This is a genomic window from Paenibacillus sp. 19GGS1-52 (assembly GCF_022369515.1).
Classification (GTDB): Bacteria; Bacillota; Bacilli; order Paenibacillales; family Paenibacillaceae; genus Paenibacillus_AQ.
Genome location: NZ_CP059724.1, coordinates 1,099,818 through 1,124,083, shown reverse-complemented (window position 1 = coordinate 1,124,083; position 24,266 = coordinate 1,099,818). Strand labels below are relative to the sequence as shown.

The 24,266-nt window shown below is 45.9% G+C and carries 19 protein-coding genes and 2 pseudogenes; 7 read left to right on the top strand and 14 right to left on the bottom strand.

All coding sequences use genetic code 11. The features are described 5' to 3' along the window. Positions 1-295: 295 nt before the first annotated feature. Positions 296-2,572, bottom strand: coding sequence for a PAS domain-containing hybrid sensor histidine kinase/response regulator (locus H1230_RS05210; protein ID WP_239714514.1), 2,277 nt, complete (start codon positions 2,570-2,572; stop codon positions 296-298). Between the two features lie 224 nt (positions 2,573-2,796). Here H1230_RS05210 and H1230_RS05205 point away from each other — a divergent pair, with 224 nt between their 5' ends. After that, positions 2,797-3,339, top strand: coding sequence for a glutathione peroxidase (locus H1230_RS05205; RefSeq protein ID WP_239714513.1), 543 nt, complete (start codon positions 2,797-2,799; stop codon positions 3,337-3,339). A gap of 176 nt (positions 3,340-3,515) precedes the next feature. On the opposite strand, the gene H1230_RS05200 is transcribed toward H1230_RS05205, so the two are convergent. From H1230_RS05200 to ltrA, 6 genes and pseudogenes are all read right to left on the bottom strand, one after another. After that, entirely contained in the window at positions 3,516-4,586 is a 1,071-nt protein-coding gene (locus tag H1230_RS05200; RefSeq protein WP_239714512.1) for an ABC transporter substrate-binding protein, read from the bottom strand. A gap of 39 nt (positions 4,587-4,625) precedes the next feature. Further along, entirely contained in the window at positions 4,626-4,958 is a 333-nt protein-coding gene (locus H1230_RS05195) for a 4Fe-4S dicluster domain-containing protein (protein WP_239714511.1), read from the bottom strand. Continuing rightward, positions 4,955-5,494, bottom strand: a pseudogene (locus tag H1230_RS05190) (pyridine nucleotide-disulfide oxidoreductase); the annotation flags it as partial. The pseudogene H1230_RS05190 and the gene H1230_RS05195, both read right to left, overlap by 4 nt. A 53-nt stretch (positions 5,495-5,547) precedes the next feature. After that, positions 5,548-5,775, bottom strand: a pseudogene (locus H1230_RS05185) (ATP-binding cassette domain-containing protein); the annotation flags it as partial. A gap of 281 nt (positions 5,776-6,056) precedes the next feature. Next, entirely contained in the window at positions 6,057-7,340 is a 1,284-nt protein-coding gene (locus H1230_RS05180; protein ID WP_239714510.1) for an ArsB/NhaD family transporter, read from the bottom strand. A 182-nt stretch (positions 7,341-7,522) separates the two neighbouring features. Beyond that, complete coding sequence (gene ltrA, locus H1230_RS05175) at positions 7,523-8,815, bottom strand: group II intron reverse transcriptase/maturase (protein WP_239714509.1); 1,293 nt, start codon at positions 8,813-8,815, stop codon at positions 7,523-7,525. A gap of 368 nt (positions 8,816-9,183) precedes the next feature. On the opposite strand from ltrA, the gene H1230_RS05170 reads away from it, so the two are divergent. After that, a complete protein-coding gene (locus tag H1230_RS05170) occupies positions 9,184-9,330 on the top strand; it encodes a hypothetical protein (RefSeq protein WP_239711185.1) in 147 nt (48 codons plus the stop codon). A gap of 134 nt (positions 9,331-9,464) precedes the next feature. On the opposite strand, the gene H1230_RS05165 is transcribed toward H1230_RS05170, so the two are convergent. The 3 genes from H1230_RS05165 to H1230_RS05155 form a co-directional block, all read right to left on the bottom strand. Beyond that, a complete protein-coding gene (locus H1230_RS05165; protein WP_239714508.1) occupies positions 9,465-11,060 on the bottom strand; it encodes a copper amine oxidase N-terminal domain-containing protein in 1,596 nt (531 codons plus the stop codon). A gap of 179 nt (positions 11,061-11,239) precedes the next feature. Then, a complete protein-coding gene (locus H1230_RS05160) occupies positions 11,240-12,577 on the bottom strand; it encodes an outer membrane protein assembly factor BamB family protein (RefSeq protein WP_239714507.1) in 1,338 nt (445 codons plus the stop codon). Positions 12,578-12,661: 84 nt separating this feature from the next. Continuing rightward, positions 12,662-13,948 carry an arsenic transporter gene (locus H1230_RS05155; protein WP_239717112.1) on the bottom strand — a complete coding sequence of 429 codons (1,287 nt, stop codon included), beginning with the start codon at positions 13,946-13,948 and terminating at the stop codon, positions 12,662-12,664. Between the two features lie 240 nt (positions 13,949-14,188). Between H1230_RS05155 and H1230_RS05150 the strand changes: the two genes are divergently transcribed. From H1230_RS05150 to H1230_RS05130, 5 genes are all read left to right on the top strand, one after another. Further along, positions 14,189-15,286: an LLM class flavin-dependent oxidoreductase gene (locus H1230_RS05150; RefSeq protein ID WP_481857117.1), complete on the top strand. Its 1,098-nt coding sequence runs from the start codon at positions 14,189-14,191 to the stop codon at positions 15,284-15,286. Between the two features lie 119 nt (positions 15,287-15,405). Continuing rightward, a complete protein-coding gene (locus H1230_RS05145; protein WP_239714506.1) occupies positions 15,406-16,515 on the top strand; it encodes an N-acetylmuramoyl-L-alanine amidase family protein in 1,110 nt (369 codons plus the stop codon). 104 nt (positions 16,516-16,619) lie between these two features. Continuing rightward, a complete protein-coding gene (locus H1230_RS05140; protein ID WP_239714505.1) occupies positions 16,620-18,089 on the top strand; it encodes an FG-GAP repeat domain-containing protein in 1,470 nt (489 codons plus the stop codon). A gap of 16 nt (positions 18,090-18,105) precedes the next feature. Further along, entirely contained in the window at positions 18,106-18,801 is a 696-nt protein-coding gene (locus tag H1230_RS05135) for a response regulator transcription factor (RefSeq protein WP_239714504.1), read from the top strand. Beyond that, the gene (locus H1230_RS05130; RefSeq protein WP_239714503.1) at positions 18,798-20,192 is read left to right on the top strand and encodes a sensor histidine kinase; all 1,395 of its coding nucleotides are present in this window, start codon (positions 18,798-18,800) and stop codon (positions 20,190-20,192) included. Before H1230_RS05135 ends, H1230_RS05130 begins: the two co-directional genes overlap by 4 nt. 54 nt (positions 20,193-20,246) lie before the next feature. On the opposite strand, the gene H1230_RS05125 is transcribed toward H1230_RS05130, so the two are convergent. From H1230_RS05125 to H1230_RS05110, 4 genes are all read right to left on the bottom strand, one after another. After that, on the bottom strand, positions 20,247-21,254 hold the full coding sequence (locus tag H1230_RS05125) for an HD-GYP domain-containing protein (RefSeq protein WP_239714502.1): 1,008 nt from the start codon (positions 21,252-21,254) through the stop codon (positions 20,247-20,249). A gap of 176 nt (positions 21,255-21,430) precedes the next feature. Then, on the bottom strand, positions 21,431-22,348 hold the full coding sequence (locus tag H1230_RS05120) for a glycine betaine ABC transporter substrate-binding protein (RefSeq protein ID WP_239714501.1): 918 nt from the start codon (positions 22,346-22,348) through the stop codon (positions 21,431-21,433). Between the two features lie 38 nt (positions 22,349-22,386). Then, positions 22,387-23,043: an ABC transporter permease gene (locus H1230_RS05115; RefSeq protein WP_239714500.1), complete on the bottom strand. Its 657-nt coding sequence runs from the start codon at positions 23,041-23,043 to the stop codon at positions 22,387-22,389. After that, entirely contained in the window at positions 23,040-24,176 is a 1,137-nt protein-coding gene (locus tag H1230_RS05110) for a betaine/proline/choline family ABC transporter ATP-binding protein (protein ID WP_239714499.1), read from the bottom strand. Before H1230_RS05110 ends, H1230_RS05115 begins: the two co-directional genes overlap by 4 nt. Between the last annotated feature and the right edge of the window lie 90 nt (positions 24,177-24,266).

Below are 24,266 nucleotides of genomic sequence, written 5' to 3'. Positions count from 1 at the left end.
CCGGTAACGCGGGGCGCGGGCCTCCCTACTCATACTTGCTGCCTACTGCAGCAAAGCACTTCAGGTGCCGACTCGGAAGTGAACTTCGGTGCTAATCGTCTCATGAGGGTGCTCTCAGTCTCTGGCACACCTTCCCTGTTAAGATCCGCTTATAGCACGTACTCTCTTCGTCATTGTCTTTACATGTATCCACAACCAAATCTTTCTGGCTGGTTTCTGTTATCTTAAACAAAATCAATACTCGATGCAAGATATCAGTGCAACGCTTCTTAGCATTAACGCAGCGCAATATATTTCAAAAAAAACTGTCGATGATATTCTTAAGCGTCTCCCTTTTCACCGGCTTGCTGATATATTCATCCATGCCCGCCTCCAGACAAAACTCCCGGTCACCTTTCAGCGCATTGGCTGTTACAGCAATGATAACCGGGAGCTGATCCGCTGGAAGATTCTCTTTGATAATCTTAGTCGCATCTATTCCATTCATCCGTGGCATCTGTACATCCATAAAAATAAGATCAAAAGCTTCATGGGTTACGCGCTGTACCACCTCTATTCCGTCATTGGCTACATCCACAGAATGTCCCCATTTTTCCAGAATCTTGCGCAGCACGATCTGATTAATTTCATTATCTTCAGCCACCAGAATCCGCAGCAGGCGGCGAGCTGAGACCATCTCTAACCCAGAATCACCTGCCTTTTCTGCTAATGAATCGCTACCTACTTCCTCCCTGACAACTATACTGAATTCAAAAGTAGTCCCAGCTTCCTCAGCCGGCTCCCGCTCCTGAAGTGTAATCTGTCCACCCATCAGCTCGACGAGTTTCTTCGTAATAGCTAATCCCAAGCCAGTCCCCTCATGCCGCCCATTCAGGTAATGATCCAGTTGATAAAAAGGCTCAAACAGACGGCTTCGAAACTTCTCGGGAATCCCTATTCCAGTATCAGCAATGGAGAACTGCAAGGTAACCTGGTCTCGTTCTCTCGCTGCAAGGCCTACCTTAATCTTCACACCACCAACATAAGTAAATTTAATCGCGTTGCCAACCAAATTAAGCAAAATCTGCTTCAAGCGTTCTTCGTCACCCATCAGGTTCTCCGGCACATCGGGACTTAACGAAACCTTAATCTCCAATCCCTTGGTCTCTGCTTTATAGCTCAGTACATCAATCGTGGAGTCGATGCAGTTTCTAAGTTGAAAGGACTCTTCGTGCAGAGCGGTTTTACCAGCTTCAATCTTGGAAAAATCCAGAATATCATTGATGATTGACAGCAGCGTATCCCCGCTCTGCCGGATGATCTCCAAATATTCACGCTGCTGTGAATTCGGCTCACTCATCTCCAGCAGCAGATCAGTCATGCCAATAACTCCGTTCAAAGGCGTACGAATCTCATGGCTCATCATGGCCAAAAATTCACTTTTGGCATGATTCGTATTCTCTGCGGTTTCCTTGGCGATCAACAGCTTCTTCTGTTCGGTAATATCCTTCACGATAATATAAAATCCTACATTAGAGGCATTAATAATGATAGGAGCGACCGTGGTCATTACTTCAACAGAATGTCCATCCTTGTGCCAGATGGAGTTTATATTGTGTTCCTCAGAGCCTTCCTCCCTAGCGTAGGCAATAATAGTAGCAAAATGTCCAGCACCAACAATCCGCTCCACATTTAATCCTGTCAGTTCGGATATGGAATAGCCTGTTAGTTGGCAGGCTTTTTCGTTGCCGTTGATGATATTCCCTTGCCGATCAAGGGATATAATGGCATCATGGTTATATTTTTTGAGGGAAGTATAGCGCTCCACAGATTCCTGCAGTTTCTGCTCTACTGCTTTGCGCTCTGTGATGTCACGTCCGACCGCAATGATATTCCGTTCTTCACGGCTGGTCTCAACTATGCGAAAAGTGAATTCTATCCATATATAATCTCCGTCTGCATGACGAATCCGTAGCTGAACACTGGGTATGTCTGACACTTCCGGGAATCCCAATACCACAAGATCCTCCGGATGAATCAATCCCCGAACATCACACCCAATCAGCTCCTCTGGTTCATATCCAAGTACTTCTTGAATAGACGGAGAACAATACCGACAAATATGTTCAGGCGTAGCCACATAAATGATATCCCTCATTTTGAAAGCAATCAGCTGGTAGAGTTCATCCATTGGCATCATTTTCTCAAGATTAGGTTGTTGACCTGAAAGTCCAATCATATGGACAACATAATAAAGTGGAAATCCCGCAGACGGATTGTTAATAAGCATCACTCGCAGCAGCAGCGGAACAGGCAGGCCCCAGACATTCAACAACTCCAATTCACCATCAACAAAAGGGACCGCACCTCTGCTAAGATCCTCCATCATCTCTGTATGTATCTGTGTAGAATCCCCATACAAGAGTTCTCTGAAATCATGACCTAATAGTTGCTCTTCAGTGAAGCCTAGTGCTGCTAATACGGTAGGATTAATACTTGTCCATTTCTGCTCCAAGGAAAGAAAAGCTACTCCAACGCTCGACGTTCTGTACAAACGTTCAAACAGGGAACCACCCTCTATAGGTTGTTTCAACAATGTTACCCACCGCCCGTTTGTGGAATAAGGATTGCTTTGAATATACTTTAAATATTTATAATAAATATCTTGCATAATCGAGTGAAAGTCAATGCAAATCCTCTTCTTTTCAGCTATATAAGCTAGGGTTACCTTTAGCATATTTGACATCGTATATTACATTGTGTACAATTTAATTATTATAAATATATTTTATGCATACTGAGAGGAATGAAACAGCAATGAGCGTATATAATTATTCAGCCCGCAACATTCGTGGTACAGAAATCAATCTTGAACAATATAGAGATAAAGTCTTGCTGATCGTGAATACAGCCAGCAAATGCGGCTTCACTTCACAATATGCTGATTTGCAGAAGCTGTATGAGAAATATCAGGATCGTGGCCTGATCATTCTTGGTTTCCCTTCCAATCAGTTCGGAGAGGAGCCCGGCTCCAACGAAGAAGTACATGTATTTTGTCAGATCAACTATGGTGTTTCTTTCCCACTATTCGAGAAGATTGATGTGAAAGGTGACGACAAACATCCTCTATTTAACTATCTAACAGAGCAAGCTGGCTTTAAAGGCTTCGATGTGAGTCAATCTACAGGAAAGCTGCTGCAAAATATGCTTGAAACACAGGACCCTGCAACTTTAGCTACTGACGAGATTAAATGGAATTTCACTAAATTCCTGATTGATCGTCAGGGCAATGTAGTGCATCGGTTCGAAACCCCCGTTGACCCTATGGATATTGAGCCTAATATTGAAGCACTGCTGTAAAAGCTAACAAAAACGAGTCAGTCTCCGGGTTATTGGAGATTGGCTCGTTTTTGTTTTTAATCCATAGTGACCTACTTCATTTAACACGGTGTAGCCAGTGAACACTTCGAAAAAAGGTGTAGGATCTCTTTCCGCCAACGTCTCTTTGCTCAATGAACTCTCCCTTTTGTCAGATTTTATTGCAACTGCCAATTGCTAATATTGAAGTCTTTTTTCGCCAGCTTTTCTTCAACCAGGAAATTTTTGGTGCCATCCAGCAGTTTCAGTCCATCCTCCGTAAAGGCAGTATCCTTAATATCACTGATCGGGCTCACTTGCTTCGCCAGTTCAGGGGTGGTATTTCCAATATCAGCAAGGAACTGATAATATTCGTCTTCATGCTGCTTCAGATCCGCCAGCGCTTTTTCCCGCGCTTCGTTCCATACTTTTGGGAAATCCGGGAACTTAGCCAAATATTCCTCGGAAGCTACGGTTACGCTGCTGCCTAGTAAAGTAGGATGTGTAGATGCATCATCCAGATGGGTGTATCCCTCACTAATTTGCTTCAGCGCAGGTATTCCTGTATTGGTCATAGCGTCAATATCTCCCCGTGCCAGTGCGGCCGTACCGTCAGGAGTGAGCATATGAACCAGTTTATAATCCGTCACGCCCTCCTCCTGCAACAAGCCGACAATATAACGATGCATAAAAGAACCTTTCTGAATGGCGATAGCCTTGCCTTGCAGGTCTTTTATCGTTTTGGGTCCATCCTTCTTGCCAATTAGATAACCAATATTATTAGTCATTGACTGTGTAATAAGGCGTGTCTTCGCACCGGAAGCATAGGCTATAATAGCCGGGGTATCCCCGAGACTTCCAAAATCCAACCGTCCGCTGATTAAGGATTCCGTCTGATCCGGACCATTCGGGAAGCCGGTCAGCTTCACTTCAGTAATGCCGTACTTTTTCAATTCTTCTTGAATAATGCCTTTATATAAGCCCCAGCCCTCTGCGCCGCCCGGCACGTTCAGCTTATTGGAGCCGATAAAACCAAAATTCAGCACAGCCGGAACGTTGCTTGGCGTCTCCGTGCTTGTTGCTTCTGCAGTATTCGCCCCACCTGCTGCGCTCGCTGCCCCATTAGTTGCTGTACCTGCGTTATTTCCGCAAGCCTGAAGCACCAGCATTACCATAACTACACTTGCAACAAGTGCAAACCTGAACCTTTTCAAACGTCCCCCTTGAATCTCTCTGTCTGCCTTTTTCATTGTTATTGCTCCTCCTTAATAGGTGTTGATCCAGTGTGTTTAGAACCCGGCTCTCGCCGCTAATTTGTACATAAAATCATGACTTGCCACCGGCTGTCCGCCTTTGCCCCAGCCGACCTTTTCCCGATATCCGCCTAGCAATCCCTGCACTTCCAGCTCTTCCTCGGTTATACCGGTTAAGCCTTCCGAATCCGGCGCCACATACAAGGTATCTGCAGGACAATACAGCTCACACATGAAGCAGGTTTGGCAATCGCTCTGCCGGGCGATAACAGGAATCCCGTTCTCTACCCGGTCAAATACATTAGTTGGGCAGACCGATACACATTGGTTGCATTCGATACACCGGTCAGCACTGATGATTTCAATCACAGCAGAACACTCTCCTTCGCCACTTCCTCTGTCTTCACCCAGACCTGATCCAGTCCACCGCTGATTAGGCGATGATGCTGAGCGTTATCTATTTCTTTGTAATCCTCACGTTTGTGCATACCTCTGGTCTCCGTGCGGGCCAGCGCGGAATTGTACATCCAACGGGCGGTGGCTGTCATAGCTTCCGCTTCACGCGCTTTGACACCTTCCGGTGTCCGCTGAATCTCCTGGCTGCGCTGCTCTTTCCATAGTCCGTCGAGACGACTCAATGAAGAAGTCAGTCCTTTCTCCGTACGGAACAGGTTAATGTCATAGGGCTTGACTTCAGCCTGCACCGCAGCTACATACTCTGCCGTTCTCTCCGCTGCACCTGCCTTCACCTCTTGATGAACGAGCGGTGATGAGGATAACCCCACAGGTGCACGCAATCCGGCATGTTGGCCAAGGCGCTGCGCATAAGAGGCTGCACCTTCTCCGGCAAAGGAGCCGGAGGACATGGCCCAAGCCGCATTATGACTGCCACCACCGGTAAAACCGTAAGCCAAGGAAAGAGGCGATGCTCTTGAAAAATAAAGCCTTTGTCAATTCCGGGTCCACGGATCTCCGCTCCTTCCAGCGTAACACTGCCAGAATAGTTACTGTCCAGGCCGGCCACGATGCGCAGCAGCGTGCTTTTTCCGCAACCACTGGGTCCTATCACCGTGATGAATTCTCCCTCTTGCACATGCAGGTCAATATTTTGCAAGGCTTGTATATGCCCGCTTGTGGTATCAAAATGTTTATTCAGATTCGATATGGCAAGCAATGCTTCTCCCATCCCTACTCCTCCTTCTACCCAAACGACTTGAATGCATCAAGATGAAATGGCTTCGCCGTCCTTTATATGGGCGGCATCCGTTTCTTCGAGAAATATAAGGATATATTATTGCGTGAAGCATATAAATTCTTATATTCACAAAAAAAACAGAGGCATCGCGATGTAACACCCGCGAATACCTCTGTCTGAACAGTCGGTAAATATAATTCAAAGTAAATCAATTGGAATTTGTATATTTAAAATATCATCTATCTAAAAATCTGTCAACAAAAATCCACATCTCAGATCAAATATCTTAAATAGATGTACACACTCGATATGGCAATGGATAGAATCATCAACGGAAAACCGACCTTCAAATACTTCATAAACGTAATCGGATGACCTTCTTTGGCAGCCAGGCCAGCAACGATCAGGTTTGCACTTGCACCAATCAGTGTTCCATTCCCACCCAGACAAGCACCCAAGGACAAACTCCACCACAATGGTTCTAGATTCGTAATCCCCATCTTTCCCATTTCCTGAATCAAAGGAATCATCGTAGCCACAAAAGGAATATTATCCAGAAATGCAGACGTAATGGCACTCATCCACAGGATCAGCATGGAGCTGGCCAACAGGTTCCCGCCAGTGAGTTCAACAGCCTTAGCTGCCAGCTTGGCAACTACACCAGTCTCCACCAGACCTCCTACCAGAACAAACAAGCCGATAAAGAAAAATATTGTGATCCATTCTGCACTGTAAAAAGCCTTCTCCAGCATGTTCTCCCCTCCGGTCAACAACAGCAGTAGAAATGCACCTGCCAAGGCAACCGTAGCTGACTCCAAATGCAGACTCTGATGCAGGAAGAAACCGGAAATAGTGAGGCCCAGTACGATCAGACATTTTTTCAGCAGCTTATGATCGGTAATCATCGCTTTCTCATCCATCTCCATAATGCTTTGCTGCAGTTCAGGTGTCGACCTGATTTGCTTGCGGAACAGCAGTAGGAATACCGGAATGTACGCCAGAACAATAATGATGATTACCGGTGCCAGATTCATGATAAATGACATGAATGTCAGCTCTTTCACTGCACTGCCGATCATAATGTTAGGCGGGTCGCCGATCAGTGTTGCCGTGCCGCCAACATTAGAAGCGATAATCTGTGAGATCAGAAATGGTAGCGGATTGATGCGCAGCTGCTTCGTAATACTGAAGGTAACGGGAACGATAAGAAGCACCGTTGTAACGTTATCCAAGAAGGCAGAGGCCACAGCTGTAATAACCATTAGTGCAATCAGTATTCTTTCCGGCTTGCCTTTGGACACTTTGGCCGCTTTCACCGCTACGTATTTAAACACACCTGTATCCGCAGTAATGCCAACAATCATCATCATCCCCACCAGCAACCCCAGCGTATTGAAATCGATGTGCCGCAAGGCGGTTTCCTGGTCGAGAATGCCCAGCCCTATCATGAGTATTGCTCCAACCATAGCCAGGATCGTACGGTGAATCTTTTCGGAGATGATCAGCCCATAAGTCAGCAGGAAAATACCAATCGCCCAAATCGCTTGCTGTTCCATTATTTCTCCCCCGTACTTTTTCTATAATTTCTCAGAGTTTTATTATACCAATAATAGATAGAAATAATATTATCCATTCCTCTAGAGTAAAGGGCTGGCCTGACCAGCCCCTCCTCATCAAACCGTACGTGAGGTTTTCCCTCATACGGCTTTCCGATGTTCGTCATTCATGGGCATACAGTTTACAATAGCGTTTTAAGTCCATACTGGACGGCAATATATCTAACCTCTTTCAGTGAACCCATCCATCTTCTACGTTGTCTTTTCTTGGCATACCACCGGGTTAATCGCTGCAAAATATACCAGTCCAACTTGGCTAATCTCTTTTGGCTGTAGTTCGTGTAGTAATAATTTCTCCATCCTTGGATCTTTGGATTGAGCCATTTCACCTGTTCCGCAAACGATTTCGAGCGCATGCTCGGGGGAGCCAATCTTTCTTTGACCACCTCTCGAATGCGTTCCTCTGCCTTTTTCGTTAGCCACTGTTGTGTGGTGTAGTACACCTTGCCTTGGGATGTTTCTGCTCTCGTTTTTCGGTGATGCATCCCCAAGAAGTCGAATCCTTCGTCTCCCGTCCATAATCCTACAATGCGGGTTTTGGTCGGGTGTGGGGTTAACTCCAAACGCTCCATGATTTTGCGTATGAGCTCATACGCATGTTCGGCGTCCTTTTTCGTTTTGCAAACCACTACAAAGTCGTCTGCATACCTCGTGAGCTCCCCTACTCCTTTCCCGTGTTTCTCCCACAATTGGTCGAAGTAATTTAGATAGATATTCGCAAGGAGCGGTGAAATCACGCCTCCTTGCGGAGTCCCTAAATCCGAGCGTCTTACCGTTCCTTCTTCCATAACTCCCGCTTGTAGCCACTTCCTCATTAATTTCAGTATCCGCCTGTCATTGATACGCATTTGCACCAATTTCATAAGCTTTTCTTGATTAATGTTGTCGAAGTAGCCTTGGATATCGACGTCGACTACCCAATTTCCTTTGCGGTTGCAGGCTTTACGAATACGTTCCAACGCTTGTTTAGCACTTCGTTTCGGGCGAAAACCGAAGGATACTTCCTCAAAGTCGGCTTCAAAGATGGGCTCAATTACTAGTTTGGTTGCCATCTGTAGGACTCGATCGCGCACAGTGGGTATACCTAATGGCCTTTGCTTGCCATCCTTCTTCGGGATATAGTGTCGCCGTACAGGTTGCGGATGGTAGTTGCCTTCTTTAAGCTCTCGCTCACAGGCCTTGAGAAACGGTATTTCTCCTTGTTCCTCAATATCTGCTAGCGTCACGGCATCTACTCCTGCGGCACCCTTATTGGCTTTCACTCGCTTCCACGCTTCGCACAGTACATCCCACCGATAGATCTTGTCATACAATGCATGGAATTTACGCTTTTTGTTCGCCTTGGCCGCATGACCTAGCTTTTCTTGGAGTTGTTGAACTTTTTCCTTGGGTGTCGTTAGCCGGTTGGCATTCACTCACTCGTACCTCCTCCAAAAGCATAAACAAAGCAGGGCTCCTTCCCTCCCTAAGGTTATGTTGTCCTTAGGTTCTTCGGTACTATGAGCCCCTCGGACTCCCTTCCCACAGACGTTTCACTTCGTCTTTTGGACTTATAGAGCGTCTCTTTACGGATTCCTAAAAAAAAAAAAATTCGTGTGGGGGAGGGTCTCCCCAGTTCACTGCATTATCTTTCAAACCCATGCCGTTCCCTATACGCCGGAGGATTCTTCACTGCTGCTCCAAGTTCTGCACAGTTTCCATGGCCTTCGTCTATATTCTCGAGACTCGGCACCCTCTTTTCCCCTTTGCAGGGCCTTTTTGACGACGCGGCAGGATTCACTTCATGTTGCGGCCTGGATTGTCGCTCGCCCTGTCTCTGACAGGTACTTTTGTCGATGCGCTTTTACACACAGATTTCTCCATGCGCAAGCATCCTAGCTACCAAGGTGGCTTGGCCCCTCCTTGGGTTGGACTTTCACCAACTAGATAATGCGTGCCTCTGGGCACGCAGAATAAAAAAATCCTGAAGACCCCTTACAAGTTATACATAAATGTATATTTGTAAGGAATCTTCAGGTATAGATTATTCGTATGAATGATTCATTCAGTTTATCTTCTTGTCTGTTACATGGATTTGGTCAGCGTGATCGTACCATTCATTTGATTCCAGGCTACATTCCATTGCAGCAATTCAGCAATAAAGCGCAGTGGAACCATTGTTCTGCCATCTTTATTAATGAATACTTTGGCGCCAACCGATTTTTGTACACTATTCAATTCCATAACATTCTTACCAATCCAGAATTTCAAGGTGTCATTACCAGCCATTACCCAAACAGTACTAGTGGTCTTATCATATTTCACGTTAGCACCAATACCTTCACTCAAGTAACGCAGCGGGATATACGTTGTTCCATTCATGTTCATGGGGGTTGTATCCATAGGTGTCACCGTACCATTAATATTCAACTGGTTGCTGTTAATCTTCATCCACACGGTAGTCATGCTGCTTGGAACAGCCGCTTCCTTGAACATATCGTTGAACTGGGCCACAATTGCACCGGATAACGCCAGCCCTACTCCGAACATTGTTTTGTAGCCTTCGCGATTCGTTGTATAGGATGCTGTGTAATTACCAGCTGCATATTGATCAAAGGTGCTTTGTACCTGAGCTTCATGCGCCTTCAAAGCAGTGATTGCTCCAGCTGTTGGCAGTTTCTCTGCCGTGGCTGCACCAAGGAACGTTCCTAGCTCTTGTGTAAATCCATCAATGCGGGCCAGTACAGCTGCTTTGGCAGTCATATCGTTAGTCTTCACGGCCTTAACATAATCGCTTTGTGCGTTAATATGGTCGCTTACCCAGACCTTCTCGAAGGCATCCCCACCAGCAGCACCATAAACAGAGGCAACTGCGGCTTTGAAGTCAGCGGTATTGCCGGCCTCAGCGTTGATCAGAGCCATATAATCGGCTTTGCCATCGAATTGTTTCTGCATTTCCAGAGCCGACAAGGCAAAATGCTCAGCAGCTACACTATTCAGTGCAGACCGCAAATCTGCAGCCTTGGTATCAGCCTTAGTGTTGTCGAATTTATCCGGCATCTGCTTTACGATTGCCACAGACAAGGCTTTGCTGATCGTGAACATTTCTTTATATCCGATGCGGTAGGTACTGTATGCTCCAGCATAATCTCCGGCAACATATTGTTCAAACGTCTGCTGCACATGATCTTCATGACTCCGCAGCACTTGCATTGCAGTAGCTTGTGGAAGATTGCCAGCAGTAGCTGAGCCTAGGAAAGCTGAGAATTCTTGTACGAACCCTTCTACCTCTTGCTTTGCTTTTTGAAGAGCAGCGGTATCCTTCGCTTTGGTTGCTTTGACAACTTCATCTGTGAACTGGTTATGCGCACGGAAGATTCGTTCGAATTCTACGCCGCCCGCCTCACCATATAGGGAAGCGATCGCTGGCTGCATATCCAATGCGTTCTGATCAAGAGCCTGATAGGCTGCTGCTGCATCTGCTGAACCATCATAGGCTTTGGTCATTGCCGCTACCGCTAATACAAAGTGTTCTGACAACAGATGGTCGAGTGCCGCTCTTAATTCAACGGCTGGTGTATTGACCGTTGCCATCGGCGGGGCTACCACCGCCGCGTTCGCCAGCGTGGGTAACAATAGAGTCAAGCTTAGCATTGGAGCTAGTAATTTTCTGAATTTCATAATCTTTCATCCTCCTCTTTGTTGCTTACAGTGATGAAACGCAGAGAGTCGGATCTTGGATCACTTTATCTAAAAAAAAAATTTCAACCAAATCATCACGGTGCATTCACAGCCCCCGAATAACAAAAAAACGGCTCACCGATAATCCGGCTCACCGCTTGTTTGATATAACCATGATCTTATTTCATGCTTAGAATCTGCGGCTCCTTGAACACCGTCAGCTTTCCTTTGCTCTGTACGATAATCATGCCGTTCTCCAGTATAGTAGGTCCAAATACTCTACCGGACGTTTGCAACTGCACTACTAGAGCAGCTGTAAGTAAATTGATGGCGACCAGCTTCCCATCCGTCTGGGCTACATACATGCCGTGACCAAGCAGATCAAAGCGGGCAATCGGTCTGCTCAGTCCTCCGTAAGAGACTAACGACTTATTGAGAGTCTTGACACCATAGATGGATTCACCATTACTGAAGAGTACCCTTCCATCATAAGGACCGGCTGCATAAGTTAATAATTGTCCACTTCCCGTTGATGAATAGGTGTCCCGTGTTACAGTGGCGGGGTCCCTATTTGCCGGATACCCGTAAATAGTGGCCCCTTCATTAATATAAATTCGATTCCCATTGATCCAGGCTTTACCACCACTGCTTATAAGTCCATTCACTGGTTCCGGATTATTCGGATTGATAGATTTCGGATTGTATTCTACCGTCTTCACAATTTTGCCCGTCTTCACATCCAGGCTATCCAGTGTCGTCAGTGGAAGAAGATCCATTAAGTTCGCCATCCTTTGAGAGAGAAGCGTCCCGCTGGTAGCTGCAATTGGCAGGGCATGATTACTACTCTCCCATAGCTGTTTGCCTGTTGTCCGATCAAGTGCATGTAAAACATCATACATATAGGCTCCGGAGATCGTATTTTCAGCCAATACCAGATTACCCTCAACTATAAGCGGTTCGTAAAATCCTTCGCTGTAATCGTCGCGCCATTGAAAAACACCGTCTTTAAGACGGTAAGCCCCAATATCTCCATTGGCCACAAATAACTGATCTTTATCCACTGTAAGCTGTGTCACCCCTTGGGTCTTCACACTGGAGCTCCATTTATTTTTGCCTGTACCTGCATTCACAGCGTAAATTGTTCCCGCATCCGAAGTGACGTAGAGTATTCCCTCCTGATAGAGAAGGGGTGACTTTAGCTTAGAGCCGTACTTCCATAACAATTTGCCCGACTGTACATTAAAGGCGACCAACTGACCTTTTTGAAGCGCAAAAACCTGACCTCCACCAACAGCGATAACACCTTTACCCATAAGGTAGTTGTCAGCCTGAATATCCATTGAGCTGGACCACTGCACCTTAGCCGCAGGAATGTTTACATAGTAGTCCTCAGTATTTGAGCCTATGTAAGAGCTATGCGGATCAACCGCGGCGGATTGGGCAGAGCCTGCAAGCAACATTACACCAACTCCAATTACAGCAGCATAGATAAAGAATTTCATTCTTATTTTATTCACGATTAGAACGCCTCCTCTGCCTTCTTGAGTATATCCTGTTTTCCACATTATTCAATATTTTTCCATGTGCCGGATTGTTGTCAATTAGATAAGGGCTAACCATAGGTACAAGCCTAATAAAGTAATAAATAGTGTGGGAACGGTAAGAATGATTCCTGTCTTGAAATAGGTCCCCCAGGAGATCTTCACTCCTTTGCCCGCAAGCACATGCAACCATAACAGCGTAGCCAGTGAACCAATAGGTGTGATCTTTGGCCCCAAATCAGAGCCAATCACATTGGCATAAATTAAGGCTTCCTTAACAGGATCGGCAACACTAGTAGTGTGAATTGCGAGCGCATTAATAAGAACTGTTGGTAAATTGTTCATTACCGAGGAGAGAAAGGCAGCAATAAAGCCCATGGCCATTGTGGCAGCTAATACCCCATGCTCAGCAGCATTCTGAATAACGGTACCCAGCAACTCCGTCAGTCCAGCATTCCGCAGGCCATAGACTACCACATACATACCTACGGAAAAAAAGACGATCGCCCACGGCGCACCTTTAACCACTTCTTTAACAGGTACGACATGACTTCTTCCTGCCATAATCAGGAATACTACAGCTATGACACCGGCAATGACCGATACCGGAATATGAAGGAACTCACTGACCAGGTATCCGGCAAGTAAAGCACCGAGTACATACCAGGAGAGAACAAACATTTTACGATCCTTGATCGCTTCGACGGGAGACTTCAAATGTGTAATATCGAAGCGTTTCGGAATACTGGTCCGGAAGAAAAAATACAATACCGCCGTGCTCGCAAGAAGTGCGAATAGATCAGGAATGATCATATGTCCCGCGTACTCCATGAAGGATATTCCAAAAAAGTCCGCCGACACAATATTGACCAAGTTGCTGACGACAAGCGGCAGCGAGGTAGTATCGGCAATAAAGCCGCTGGCGATGACGAACGGAAATACTTTTTTCTCATCGAAATTCAGAGCTCTAACCATAGCCAATACAATCGGAGTTAAGATTAACGCCCCGCCATCATTGGTAAAAAGTGCTGTTACAATCGCTCCGAAGACGGTCACATACAGAAACATTCGAACGCCACTGCCTCTTGCAGCAGCAGCCATATGTAGAGCCGCCCATTCAAAAAAGCCGATTTTGTCTAATATAAGCGATATTAATATGATAGCTACAAAAGCTAACGTGGCATTCCACACGATCAGCGTAACATCAAATACGTCCTGAAAACTTACGACACCCAGCACTAATGCCAGCAATGCACCGCCGCAAGCGGAATATCCAATCGATAACTGCTTAGGCTGCCAAATCACAAGCGTTATGGTTACAACAAAAATAATACAAGCCCACACCACTAACACTACTGTTCCACTCTCCTATCTGCTGCCTAACTTACATCCATATCAATTATTTCTATCCCTTGATTTAATCATAAAACAATAAACGTATATAATGAATATAAATAGCAGCACAAAGATGAATATTATTCACAAGCTTACATTTAGTAAGCAAAAATGATATAATGTTCACAATCCTCTGTATGCTGGACAAGCTTTAATAAGTACATAAACAATATGAATAACAAGGAGTTTCTGATGATGGAAAACGAAGCAAATAAAGAGATTGCACCTGACTTCGAATTTGGAATTTATACACTGGGGGATATCGTCTCCGATTGCCATACAGGACAGACGATCAGCCCAAGGCAACGCCTGAATGAAGTTATAGCTGCAGCCAAGCTTGCCGATGAGGCCGGTCTTGATGTGTTTGGTGTGGGTGAGCACCATCGGCTTGATTTTGTGATCTCCTCGGTCCCTGTCGTTCTGGCAGCGATCTCTCAGGTGACTAGCAGAATCAAATTGACCAGCGCCACAACTGTACTGAGCACTATTGACCCTGTGCGGGTATTCGAAGATTTTGCCACACTTGATCTGCTCTCAAATGGCCGTGCCGAGATTATTGCCGGGCGTGGAGCATTTGTGGAGTCTTTCCCGCTGTTCGGGTATGAGCTTGAGGATTATCACCGACTGTTCTCCGAGAACCTCAACCTGCTGCTGGAGCTAAATAAGCATGAGATTATGAATTGGGATGGCGAGTTCCGTTCTTCACTGAAGAATGCCGAAATTGCTCCGCGTCCGTTGCAGCATAAGCTCCCGCTCTGGGTGGGTATCGGCGGCTCTCCTGAAAGTGCTGAAAAAGCAGGTACGCTAGGGATCGGTATGGCTATCGCCATCCTGAATGGCAGCCCGGAACCACTCCAGCATCTCGCAGATATCTATCGAAATGCAGGTGCCAAGGCCGGTCATGCTCCCGAAGCTTTGAAGATCGCTATCACGAGCCACGGCTATATTGCCCAAACTTCAAGCCAAGCGCTGGATGAATATTATCCTTACTACTATAGCTACCGCAACTCTATCAGTCCACAACGCATTCAAGAATATAGCGTATCACGCAGCGAGTTCGGAAAGTTCGTCTCCCCTGATAATACATTGGCGGTCGGCAGCCCACAGCAGATCATCGAGAAAATTCTTTACCAGCATGAGCTGTTCGGCCATAGCCGCTTTATGACCCAGCTTGATATCGGGGGTCTCCCCTACTCCAAAGTCGCGGCAGCTATTGAACTGCTGGCAACCAAGGTTGCCCCAGTCGTCCGGCAGGAGATCGCCAAGAAGACAAGTATCTCTTCACGCTGACAGCTAGTTTCTTTATATATCCTCTTAATTTATTCTAAACCCGCTGAATGGGGTAAATAACTAGGTACTGCCTCTTTAACGGCTGGCTACAGAAAACACACCCTAGAAGTGAGGTTCCTATGAATAAAATAACAAGTTACACCGCATTTATTGCAGGTTTCTTCATCCTGCTAGCAGCAATCCAACCAGCAAGTGCAGCCGCAGCGGGAAATTATTCAGCCAAAGTACAAGCCAATTCCTTAAATGTACGTAGTGAACCGGCTGCGGGCTCGGCCATCAAGGGAAGCTTAAAGAATGGTGTGCTTGTTACGGTTACCGATGAAGACCATGGCTGGTTAAAGGTGAGGGCTGGAAGCACATCCGGCTGGGTCGCGGGTTATTACCTCAAGAAGGTTAACGGTTCGGGTCAGGCATCTGGCTCCGTTGCCACTAACGTAATGGTTTCCAACTCTGGAAGCGTTGCAACAAAGGGAACGGTCACCGCCAATTCCCTGCGCATCAGGAGTGGCCCGGGAACGCATTATAACGTACTCGGATCTTTACAAGCACCTGATTCCGTTACGATTATCCAGCGACAAAGCGGATGGATACGGATTCGGACGGTGAATGGTGGAACCGGCTGGGTGGCAGAGCAATATGTACGGAGCGGGTCATCGAAGAGCAGTATAGTGCGATCAAGCGGTGGCCTCAGTGGCAAGCTGATCATTATTGATCCCGGTCATGGTGGCAGCGATCCGGGAATGCTCGGCACTACCTATAACACTATGGAGAAGGATCTGAATCTCCAGACAGCTATTTACGTTCGAGATTACTTGGAATCCAGGGGCGCTCGTGTCGAAATGACACGCACGCGGAATAATCAAAAGCCTTCTCTTGCCCAGCGGGTGCAGTTCAGCGAAGCACTCGGTGCAGATGCATTTGTAAGCATCCATTATAATTCCTCGCCGAAGAAGGTATCGGGTACGCTGACCTTTTTTTATTCAGAAGCAGATGATTTGTTGCTGGCTCGAGCGATCGAGACTCGACTTGGACAAGGCATAGGCCTTAAGAGCAATGGATTATCGTTCGGCGACTACCGCGTTCTGAGGGGAAATCGTCTACCTGCAGCACTGATTGAGCTCGGATTTCTCACTAATCCTACCGATGAGGCCATTGTTCGCAAAACCTCCTATCAGAAGAAAGCAGCCAAGGCTATCGCAGATGGGCTGGCAGACTATTTCAGGAGATAATGATGTCGCGATAGACAAAAGTAAACTGCCTTTACCATTTTGAAACTACTTTGCGGACCTTTGTGGGATATACTAGCCAAAGATCGAACAAAGGAGCCTATCTTATGAAAACAACCCGGCTAAGTGCCTTACTATTATTGACCGTACTTGCAACAAGCTGCAGCGCTGTGAAGACTCCCAGTGATTTACTTCGCGCCCCGTTGCAAGATACTGCAGATGGAACTATTTCAGGAATTGTGAACCCTTTTCTGCCTGCTAACGCCCACCTCACCGTGCCCGTTCAATCACAATCAGGCAGTGCCATTCAATTGCAGGATTTAGACCAGGACGGACAGGATGAAATTTTGGCCTTCTATAAGACAGACAAAACAGATTATGAAGTCAATGCCCTGGTGTTGTCCCAAAAAGACGGAGCATGGAAGAAACTTACGACCATTACCGGGGTTGGCAGTGAACTGGATTATGTGCAGTTTATCGATGTTACTGCAGATGGTTCCACCGATATGCTGCTAGGGTTTAGCGGCGGGACAGGACTAAGCAAGGAGTTGTCTGTGTACAGCCTTAAGAACTCACAGCTTACCGAAATTCTGAAGCAGCCTTATGACTATATGGTCGTTGGGGATATCACTAATGAAGGAAAGAGCGAAATCGCCCTGTTCCAGAGCAGTGTCACAAATGACACGCAGCCTGGGTCTAACCTCCAACTTATTGACTTAAGTGGGGGCCAGCTACAAATTTTGTCCAGCCAGAGCATTGACGGAACAGTGATACAGGTGTTGTTCGACAAGGCTTCTCCTGCAGGTTCCGGCCTGTTTGTGGATGTCGCGATTGGTGCACATTCCTCTTACACCGCCCTAATGACTTGGGATCATGGTGCCTTTATGGATAAACTGGCAGCAAACGATTACCACCACCTGGAGTTGGCAAACAGCAAGGATATTGAACTCGGTCCCCAACACACTGCACAAGCAGGCATTATTGGTGAGCATAATATGGCTGTTAAGGATTATCCGTTATATAGTACAGACATAAACGGTGACGGGATTATCGAAGTCGGATTTCTAGTGCCTCCTGCCGGCATGGAGTCCATGGCTCCACTCGCCACCCCTTTTATCAGCAAATATTATCAATGGGATGGCGGCTCCAAACTGAAATTTAAAAAGGAGCAGTTCGACAGATGGGGCTTCAACTTCCATATTCCAGAGAATTGGGCCGGTAAGTATACACTAGAGGTTCCTACAGAATCTCCAGCTCCTTGGGAAAGTATTCAGTTCAGTTACACTAATGGAGCTAGCGGTGAACCTGTCCCCCTCTTGAAGCTACGTCTGCTGCTCAAAAAGGATTGGAATGCAGCTGAAAGTAAGCTGCGCGCGGAGCACGCTTCCTATAAGATGCTGTATGAGGTGCCAAATACGGAAGATATTACAGCCACAAATGTTGTCGTTGCAGTTCTGCCAGCAGTAGAAGAAGCCAGTAAGCTATCGGGAGCTGCGCTTCAAGAGTATCAACAACTGCAGCTGACGCTGGACGAAGTGCAGAACCTGGCGGGTACACCGCAGAAGCCCATAGAATAACAAGGAGGACCGATCCATGAAAGTGCTGTTACTGGAGGACGAGAAGCCTATTCGCGACTTTATTCGAGTGAATCTGAAGCGCGCAGGCTTTGATGTCGTAGAAGCAGAGACTGGTGAATACGCATTATCCGTCGCTTTGGAACAGAAAGATTTCGATATTGCTATTCTGGACCTAATGCTTCCCGGTATTAGCGGCTTCCATGTATGCGAAAGACTACGCAAGAATTTCCCTAGACTTGGGATTATTATATTGACAGCCAAGAGTCAAGAAGTGGATAAGGTAATGGGGCTCGAAAGCGGCGCGGACGATTATGTGGTGAAACCCTTCAGTCCGGTTGAACTGGTCGCTCGAGTCAGATCGCTGGTTCGGCGCATGTATCCGGGGGATATTCCCCCGCAAGAAAGCTCCATCGAGCGCCTTCCGTTCACACTGATGCTTGATGAACGTAGATTACTGAAGAGCGGGGACGATATTCCGCTTACCCCAACGGAATTCTCCATTGTGAAGCTGCTTATGGAACAGCCCAATAAAGCCGTTAGTCGAGATGTCATCCTGAGCTCCGTGTGGGGACAATATTTTATGGGGGAGCTGAAGATTGTAGATGTAAATATTAGCCGTATCCGCCAAAAAATCGGGCAGGATTCTGCGGGGCCACAATACTTGGAGACGGTCTGGGGATTTGGCTATCTATGGAGGGTCCAGCATTCATGAAAGGAATTAAGTCGCGGCTAATTGTCTATATCACCCTTGTATTGTTGTTAATTGTTCTGCTGCTGGAAGGCGTATTTATTGGCGCTATGCACTCCTACTATTTAGGTACCGCAATGGAGACCCTCACTTCCCGTGCTACTACCTCCGCTACCTTTTTCAATAAATATTTGGAAGGTTACTCCATCAATGAAAGAGCTAGATATATCTTAGAGAACCTGTCTCGTGAAGAGAGCAGCAAGGTTGAAGTGCTGAATTCGCAGGGGGCTGTGATTATCAACTCTTTTGGATTCTCCAGTCCAGAGCCTATTGATACTCCAGATGTAAAGTCGGCACTAGGAAATCATACCGGAACCTATCAAAATATGAAGACCCTTAACGGCGAACGAATATTGGCCGTATCTGTGCCCTTGCAGGAATTCGGCACAACCATAGGTGTTCTTCGTTTCTCCGTCTCTGCTGAGCCTTTATATAATGTGATCATGAAAATTGCGCTTAATGCTGCCGGAGTAGGGCTGCTCGTCATCCTCTTCGGTTTTGGCTTGAGTCTTATTATTGCTAAACGTATTGTTGGACCGATTCATCAGTTGACCCAGATTGCCAAAGAGATGGCTACCGGAAATTTCACCATACGGGCCAACAAACAGCATAATGATGAGATCGGCACACTGGCAGTAACGTTAAACTTTATGTCAGAGGAACTGGCCAAAAATGAAAAAATGAAATACGATTTCATCTCCTCGGTCACTCACGAGCTACGAACTCCCCTCACCTCCATTAAAGGCTGGGGTGAAACACTCCTGGTCGGTGATTTATCAGATAAGGAGGAGACCCTGCAGGGGCTTGAAGTCATGACCGGAGAAACGGACCGCCTGATTGGTCTCGTGGAGGATCTGCTCGACTTCTCCAAGTTCCAGGCAGGTGAAATGAAGTTCGTACTGCAACCTTATGACCTGCGTGGATTGCTTGAGGAACTGCTTCTGCAATTTAGATACCGTGGTCAAGCCAAACAGATCCAACTCATTGCTGATATTCCAGAATTGCCGCTGCCGGTAAACGGTGATTTCAACCGTCTCAAGCAGGTCTTTGTTAATCTGCTGGATAATGCCTTTAAATTCACCCCTGTAGAAGGCACCATCCGGTTCACGGCTGTTATTGATAATAAGCACATTGTGGTTAAGGTCGTCGATAACGGCGAGGGGATTGAGGCTGAGGACTTGGCGAAGCTTGGAACAAAGTTCTTCAAAGGAAGATCACGCCAGTCCGGAAGTGGGCTGGGTCTTGCGATTTGTAAAGAGATTATCGAGCTGCACAATGGTCTGCTTAAAGTTGAAAGTGAGCCAATGAAGGGAACCACAGTTATTGTTGAGCTACCCTTATATCCCATTTATTGAACAACAAACAGCAAGTCCTCCAATACCTAGGGAGACTTGCTGTTTGCTGTGGCCTTAAATACTGATCTCTTTGATATTAAGGTTGCTCCATTTGCTAAGGTCAATATATTCATTTTCGATTTTTATTAACGGAGTTTCAATGTCATGCGGATTTAAATATACTACTTGACCTATTCGTCCGTCAGTTAATACTACATCCCTACCTACAGTTCTTTTCACAATATTCTCTAGGAAGAGCGAGACAATATGCGGATCAAGTGCTCCAAAGCTCCCCCGTCTCATTTGATCCACAATGATATGGAAGGCAAGTGGATCATGATAGGGCCTTTTGGAAGACATGGCATGAAAAACATCCGCAACAGCAACAATTTTGCTGTATAGATCAATCTTATCCTCTTTTAAACCAAAAGGATAACCCTGGCCATCATTACGCTCGTGATGCTGAAGTGCCACAAGGGCAATGCGAGAGTTTACCCCCGCTGTCTCCTTCAACATTTCGTAGCCATAGATAGCGTGCTTTTTAACTGCGGTAAATTCCTCTTCGGTTAGCTTGCCCGGTTTATTCAATATCTCCGGAAGAACCTTCAGCTTACCTACATCATGCAGAGTAGCAGCAAGTGAAAGAATGGCTAGTTCAGATTCCTCCAAATTCATCCATCTGCCAATTAGCGTAGATATTACACCTACAGCAATATTATGCTGATGTGTATAATCATCCGTACCGCGGACAGCTTCAAACAGTTGAAATACATCCGGATTTGTGGAGACCTGCTGAACAATTGGAATAACCCCAGTTCTAATATCCAGCAAGGGGATCTTGCGGGAATTCATGAAAGAATTAAATAATTCCTTCGTTACATTAACCACTTGATGAACAGTTTTACTGCAGGAAACAGCCTCGAATCCCTCTCCATAAACGAATATAATATCCATGAAATCGATTTTGTGCTTCTTCAGTAATTGAATATGCTCATGGTTAAGAACGCTTCCAGCGGGGACAACCGTTACACCGTACGAGTTGATAAGGTCATTCTTTATTTTCCTTCCTAAGTAGCTGTCCATGCCTGCCCTCCCAATGATAACGCTTCAATATGTGAACTATGTATGCCCTAAATATCCTAAGACTATTTATAATTACTTTATCGGCATAAAGGCATATTTCCTGAAATTCACTTCACATAAAAAGAGCAGGCTAAGGGAATTTCCCCCAACCTGCTCTTTCTATGCATATATAGAGTTTAACCTTTAATTAATCCCTTTTTAACTAGAAAATCATGAGCTACATCCTGTTCCTTCAGTGCATCCACATCTACCTGAGCATTCAATGCCTGCATTTCTTCCGCAGTAATCAAACCACTCATCTGATTCAAAATCGCTTCCAGCTCAGGATATTTATCCAAGGTATCCTGGCGAATAACCGGCCCTGCATCATAAGGTGGGAAGAACTGTTTATCATCTTCCAGGATCACCAGATTATGCACTTTAATTTGCGCATCAGTCGCATAGGCGTTGGTTACATCCGTTTCACCATCTTCAATAGCACGGTACATAATTCCATGATCCATACCCTTTGCTTCTTTAAAGTTCATCCCGTACAGCTTTTTGATGCCCGGATAGCCATCCTCACGGTCCAGAAACTCAAATTCCACTCCAAGGACCATGTCTGCTGATACCTTAGCCAAATCGCTGAATGTTTTGAGTTTATATTTTGCCGCAGTCTCTTTGCTAACAGCCAAAGTATACGTATTATTGAAGCCGATAGGCTCCAGAAATGCCAAGCCGTCTGCTTTCATTAATTCTCTGCTTTTGGCGAGAGATTCCGCTGAAGTCCCTGTTTTCTCTTGATAGTAATTCGCTACAATTGTACCTGTATAGTCCGGGTACAGCTGAATATCATTATTCTCCAGCGCAGTCCAAGCCACGTTAGAACCGCCCAAATTGACCTGACGTTTGACTTTAATATCAGACTTATCTTCGATCAGGTCAGCCATCATATGGGCAAGCAATACATTTTCCGTGAAATTTTTGGAGCCAATAGTGATTTCTCCGCCATTTCCCGCTGCAGCCTCATTATTCTTTCCACTTCCGCATCCAGCAAGCAATGTTCCTAACATAACTGTAAATAATAGATAAGTCGTTAATTTCTTAATCTTCATAACTATGATTTTCTCCCCTTTATTTCTAATGTGCGCGATTATACCTTCAACCCTTTTGGGGTAGTTACCTTTTCAAGCAAGCCTAATAAATAATCCAGAACCAATGCCAGTAAGGCAGCCGGAATTGCTCCTAACAGGATTAGAGCATCAATATTCCGCTGTATTCCGAGAAAAATAAATTCACCCAAGCCCCCGGCTCCGATAAAGGCAGCAAGCGTGGCCGTACCGACATTAATGACCGCAGCTGTTCGAATGCCTGCCATAATGACGCTTAATGCCAGCGGAAGCTGAACCCGAAACAGAATTTGCCAGCTCTTCATTCCCATCCCACGGGCCGCTTCCACAATAGACTTATCCACATCGGTGATTCCCGTATACGTATTACGGACAATCGGCAGAAGCGAATAAAGAAACAATGCTACGACTGCCGTCTTCATTCCTATCCCAAACAAGGGAATCATAAAGCCTAACATCGCCAGACTGGGAATCGTCTGCAGGATTCCAACCGTGCCGAGCGTAACTCCTTTTAAAGGGGGTAGTCGAGTAATCATGATCCCCAGTACAATCCCAACTATAACGGCAAATAACATGGATAAAAACACCAGTTGAATATGAATTCCCAGAGAATGCAACAGCTCGTCTCTGCGTATGTCTAATTGATACATCAGTTGTTGCCATAAGGATTGATCCTTCATTCCGCCGTCTCCTCCTTTTCGCCTTCCCATTGTGAGGCAAATGCCGTTAACAGACTGCCTCTAGTGACGATACCCGTAATCTTACCGTCTGAGTTAACGACTGGAATGATTCCGTGCGGAGCTTGCGTGATCAATCCAAGGGCATCTCTTGCTGTAGCTGTATCCTGCAGCACCACTTGTGGTGGTGTCATAATTTCCTCAACTGTACGAACTACTTCAATTTTGGCGGCTACATCATAAGCCGAGACAATACCGAGCAGTTTACCTGATTCGTCGCCTACGAGCAGTGTTTCAATTTTGCGTTGGCGCATAAACGTGAGTGCTTTTGCGAGTGAACGCCCGGGAAGGCTTGTGGATGGATTCTCCCGCATAACTTCAGTTACATGAATATACTCAGGATTCTGATAGATGCGATTCTTTCCGATAAAGGACTCTACAAAATCATTAGCAGGCCGGCTGAGCAGCTCATACGGCGTATCTAACTGTACGATCTCCCCATCTTTTAGAATGGCGATTTTGTCACCCAACTTAAGTGCTTCATCCATATCATGTGTTACGAATACAATCGTTTTCTTAACTTCCTGCTGTAGTCGAAGTAATTCATCCTGCAATTGCTCCCGTGTGATCGGGTCCAGCGCTCCAAACGGCTCATCCATCAGTACGATTTCGGGGTCTGCTGCCAATGCCCGCGCTACACCGACACGCTGCTGCTGTCCACCCGACAATTGCTTTGGATACCGTTTAGCATATACAGTCGGATCTAGTCCAACCAACTTAAGCATTTCAAGGACTCGTTCTTTTTTCCTTTTGACATCCCAACCCTTTAACACTGGAATCAGACCTACGTTGTCTTCGATGGTGTAATGGGGGAATAAGCCTACCTGTTGAATGACATAACCAATGTTTTTGCGGAGGGTAACCACGTTTTCCTTCGTTATATCTTTGCCATGTAAAGTAATTGTACCGGATGTGTGGGGCACCAGACGGTTAATCATTTTCATTGTCGTTGTTTTCCCACAGCCACTTGGACCGATTAAGACAAGTATTTCACCAGCTGTTATTTCAAAGCTGATATTCTTCACGGCTTCAAAACCGTTGGGATATTTTTTTCCTACACCTTCAAATTTTAGCATTGGATACTCCTTCTCTTTATTTTCATTCCTAAATCGCCGTACAGGAGACTTAATTAACCCACTATAACAAAGATAACCCTAACATACAAC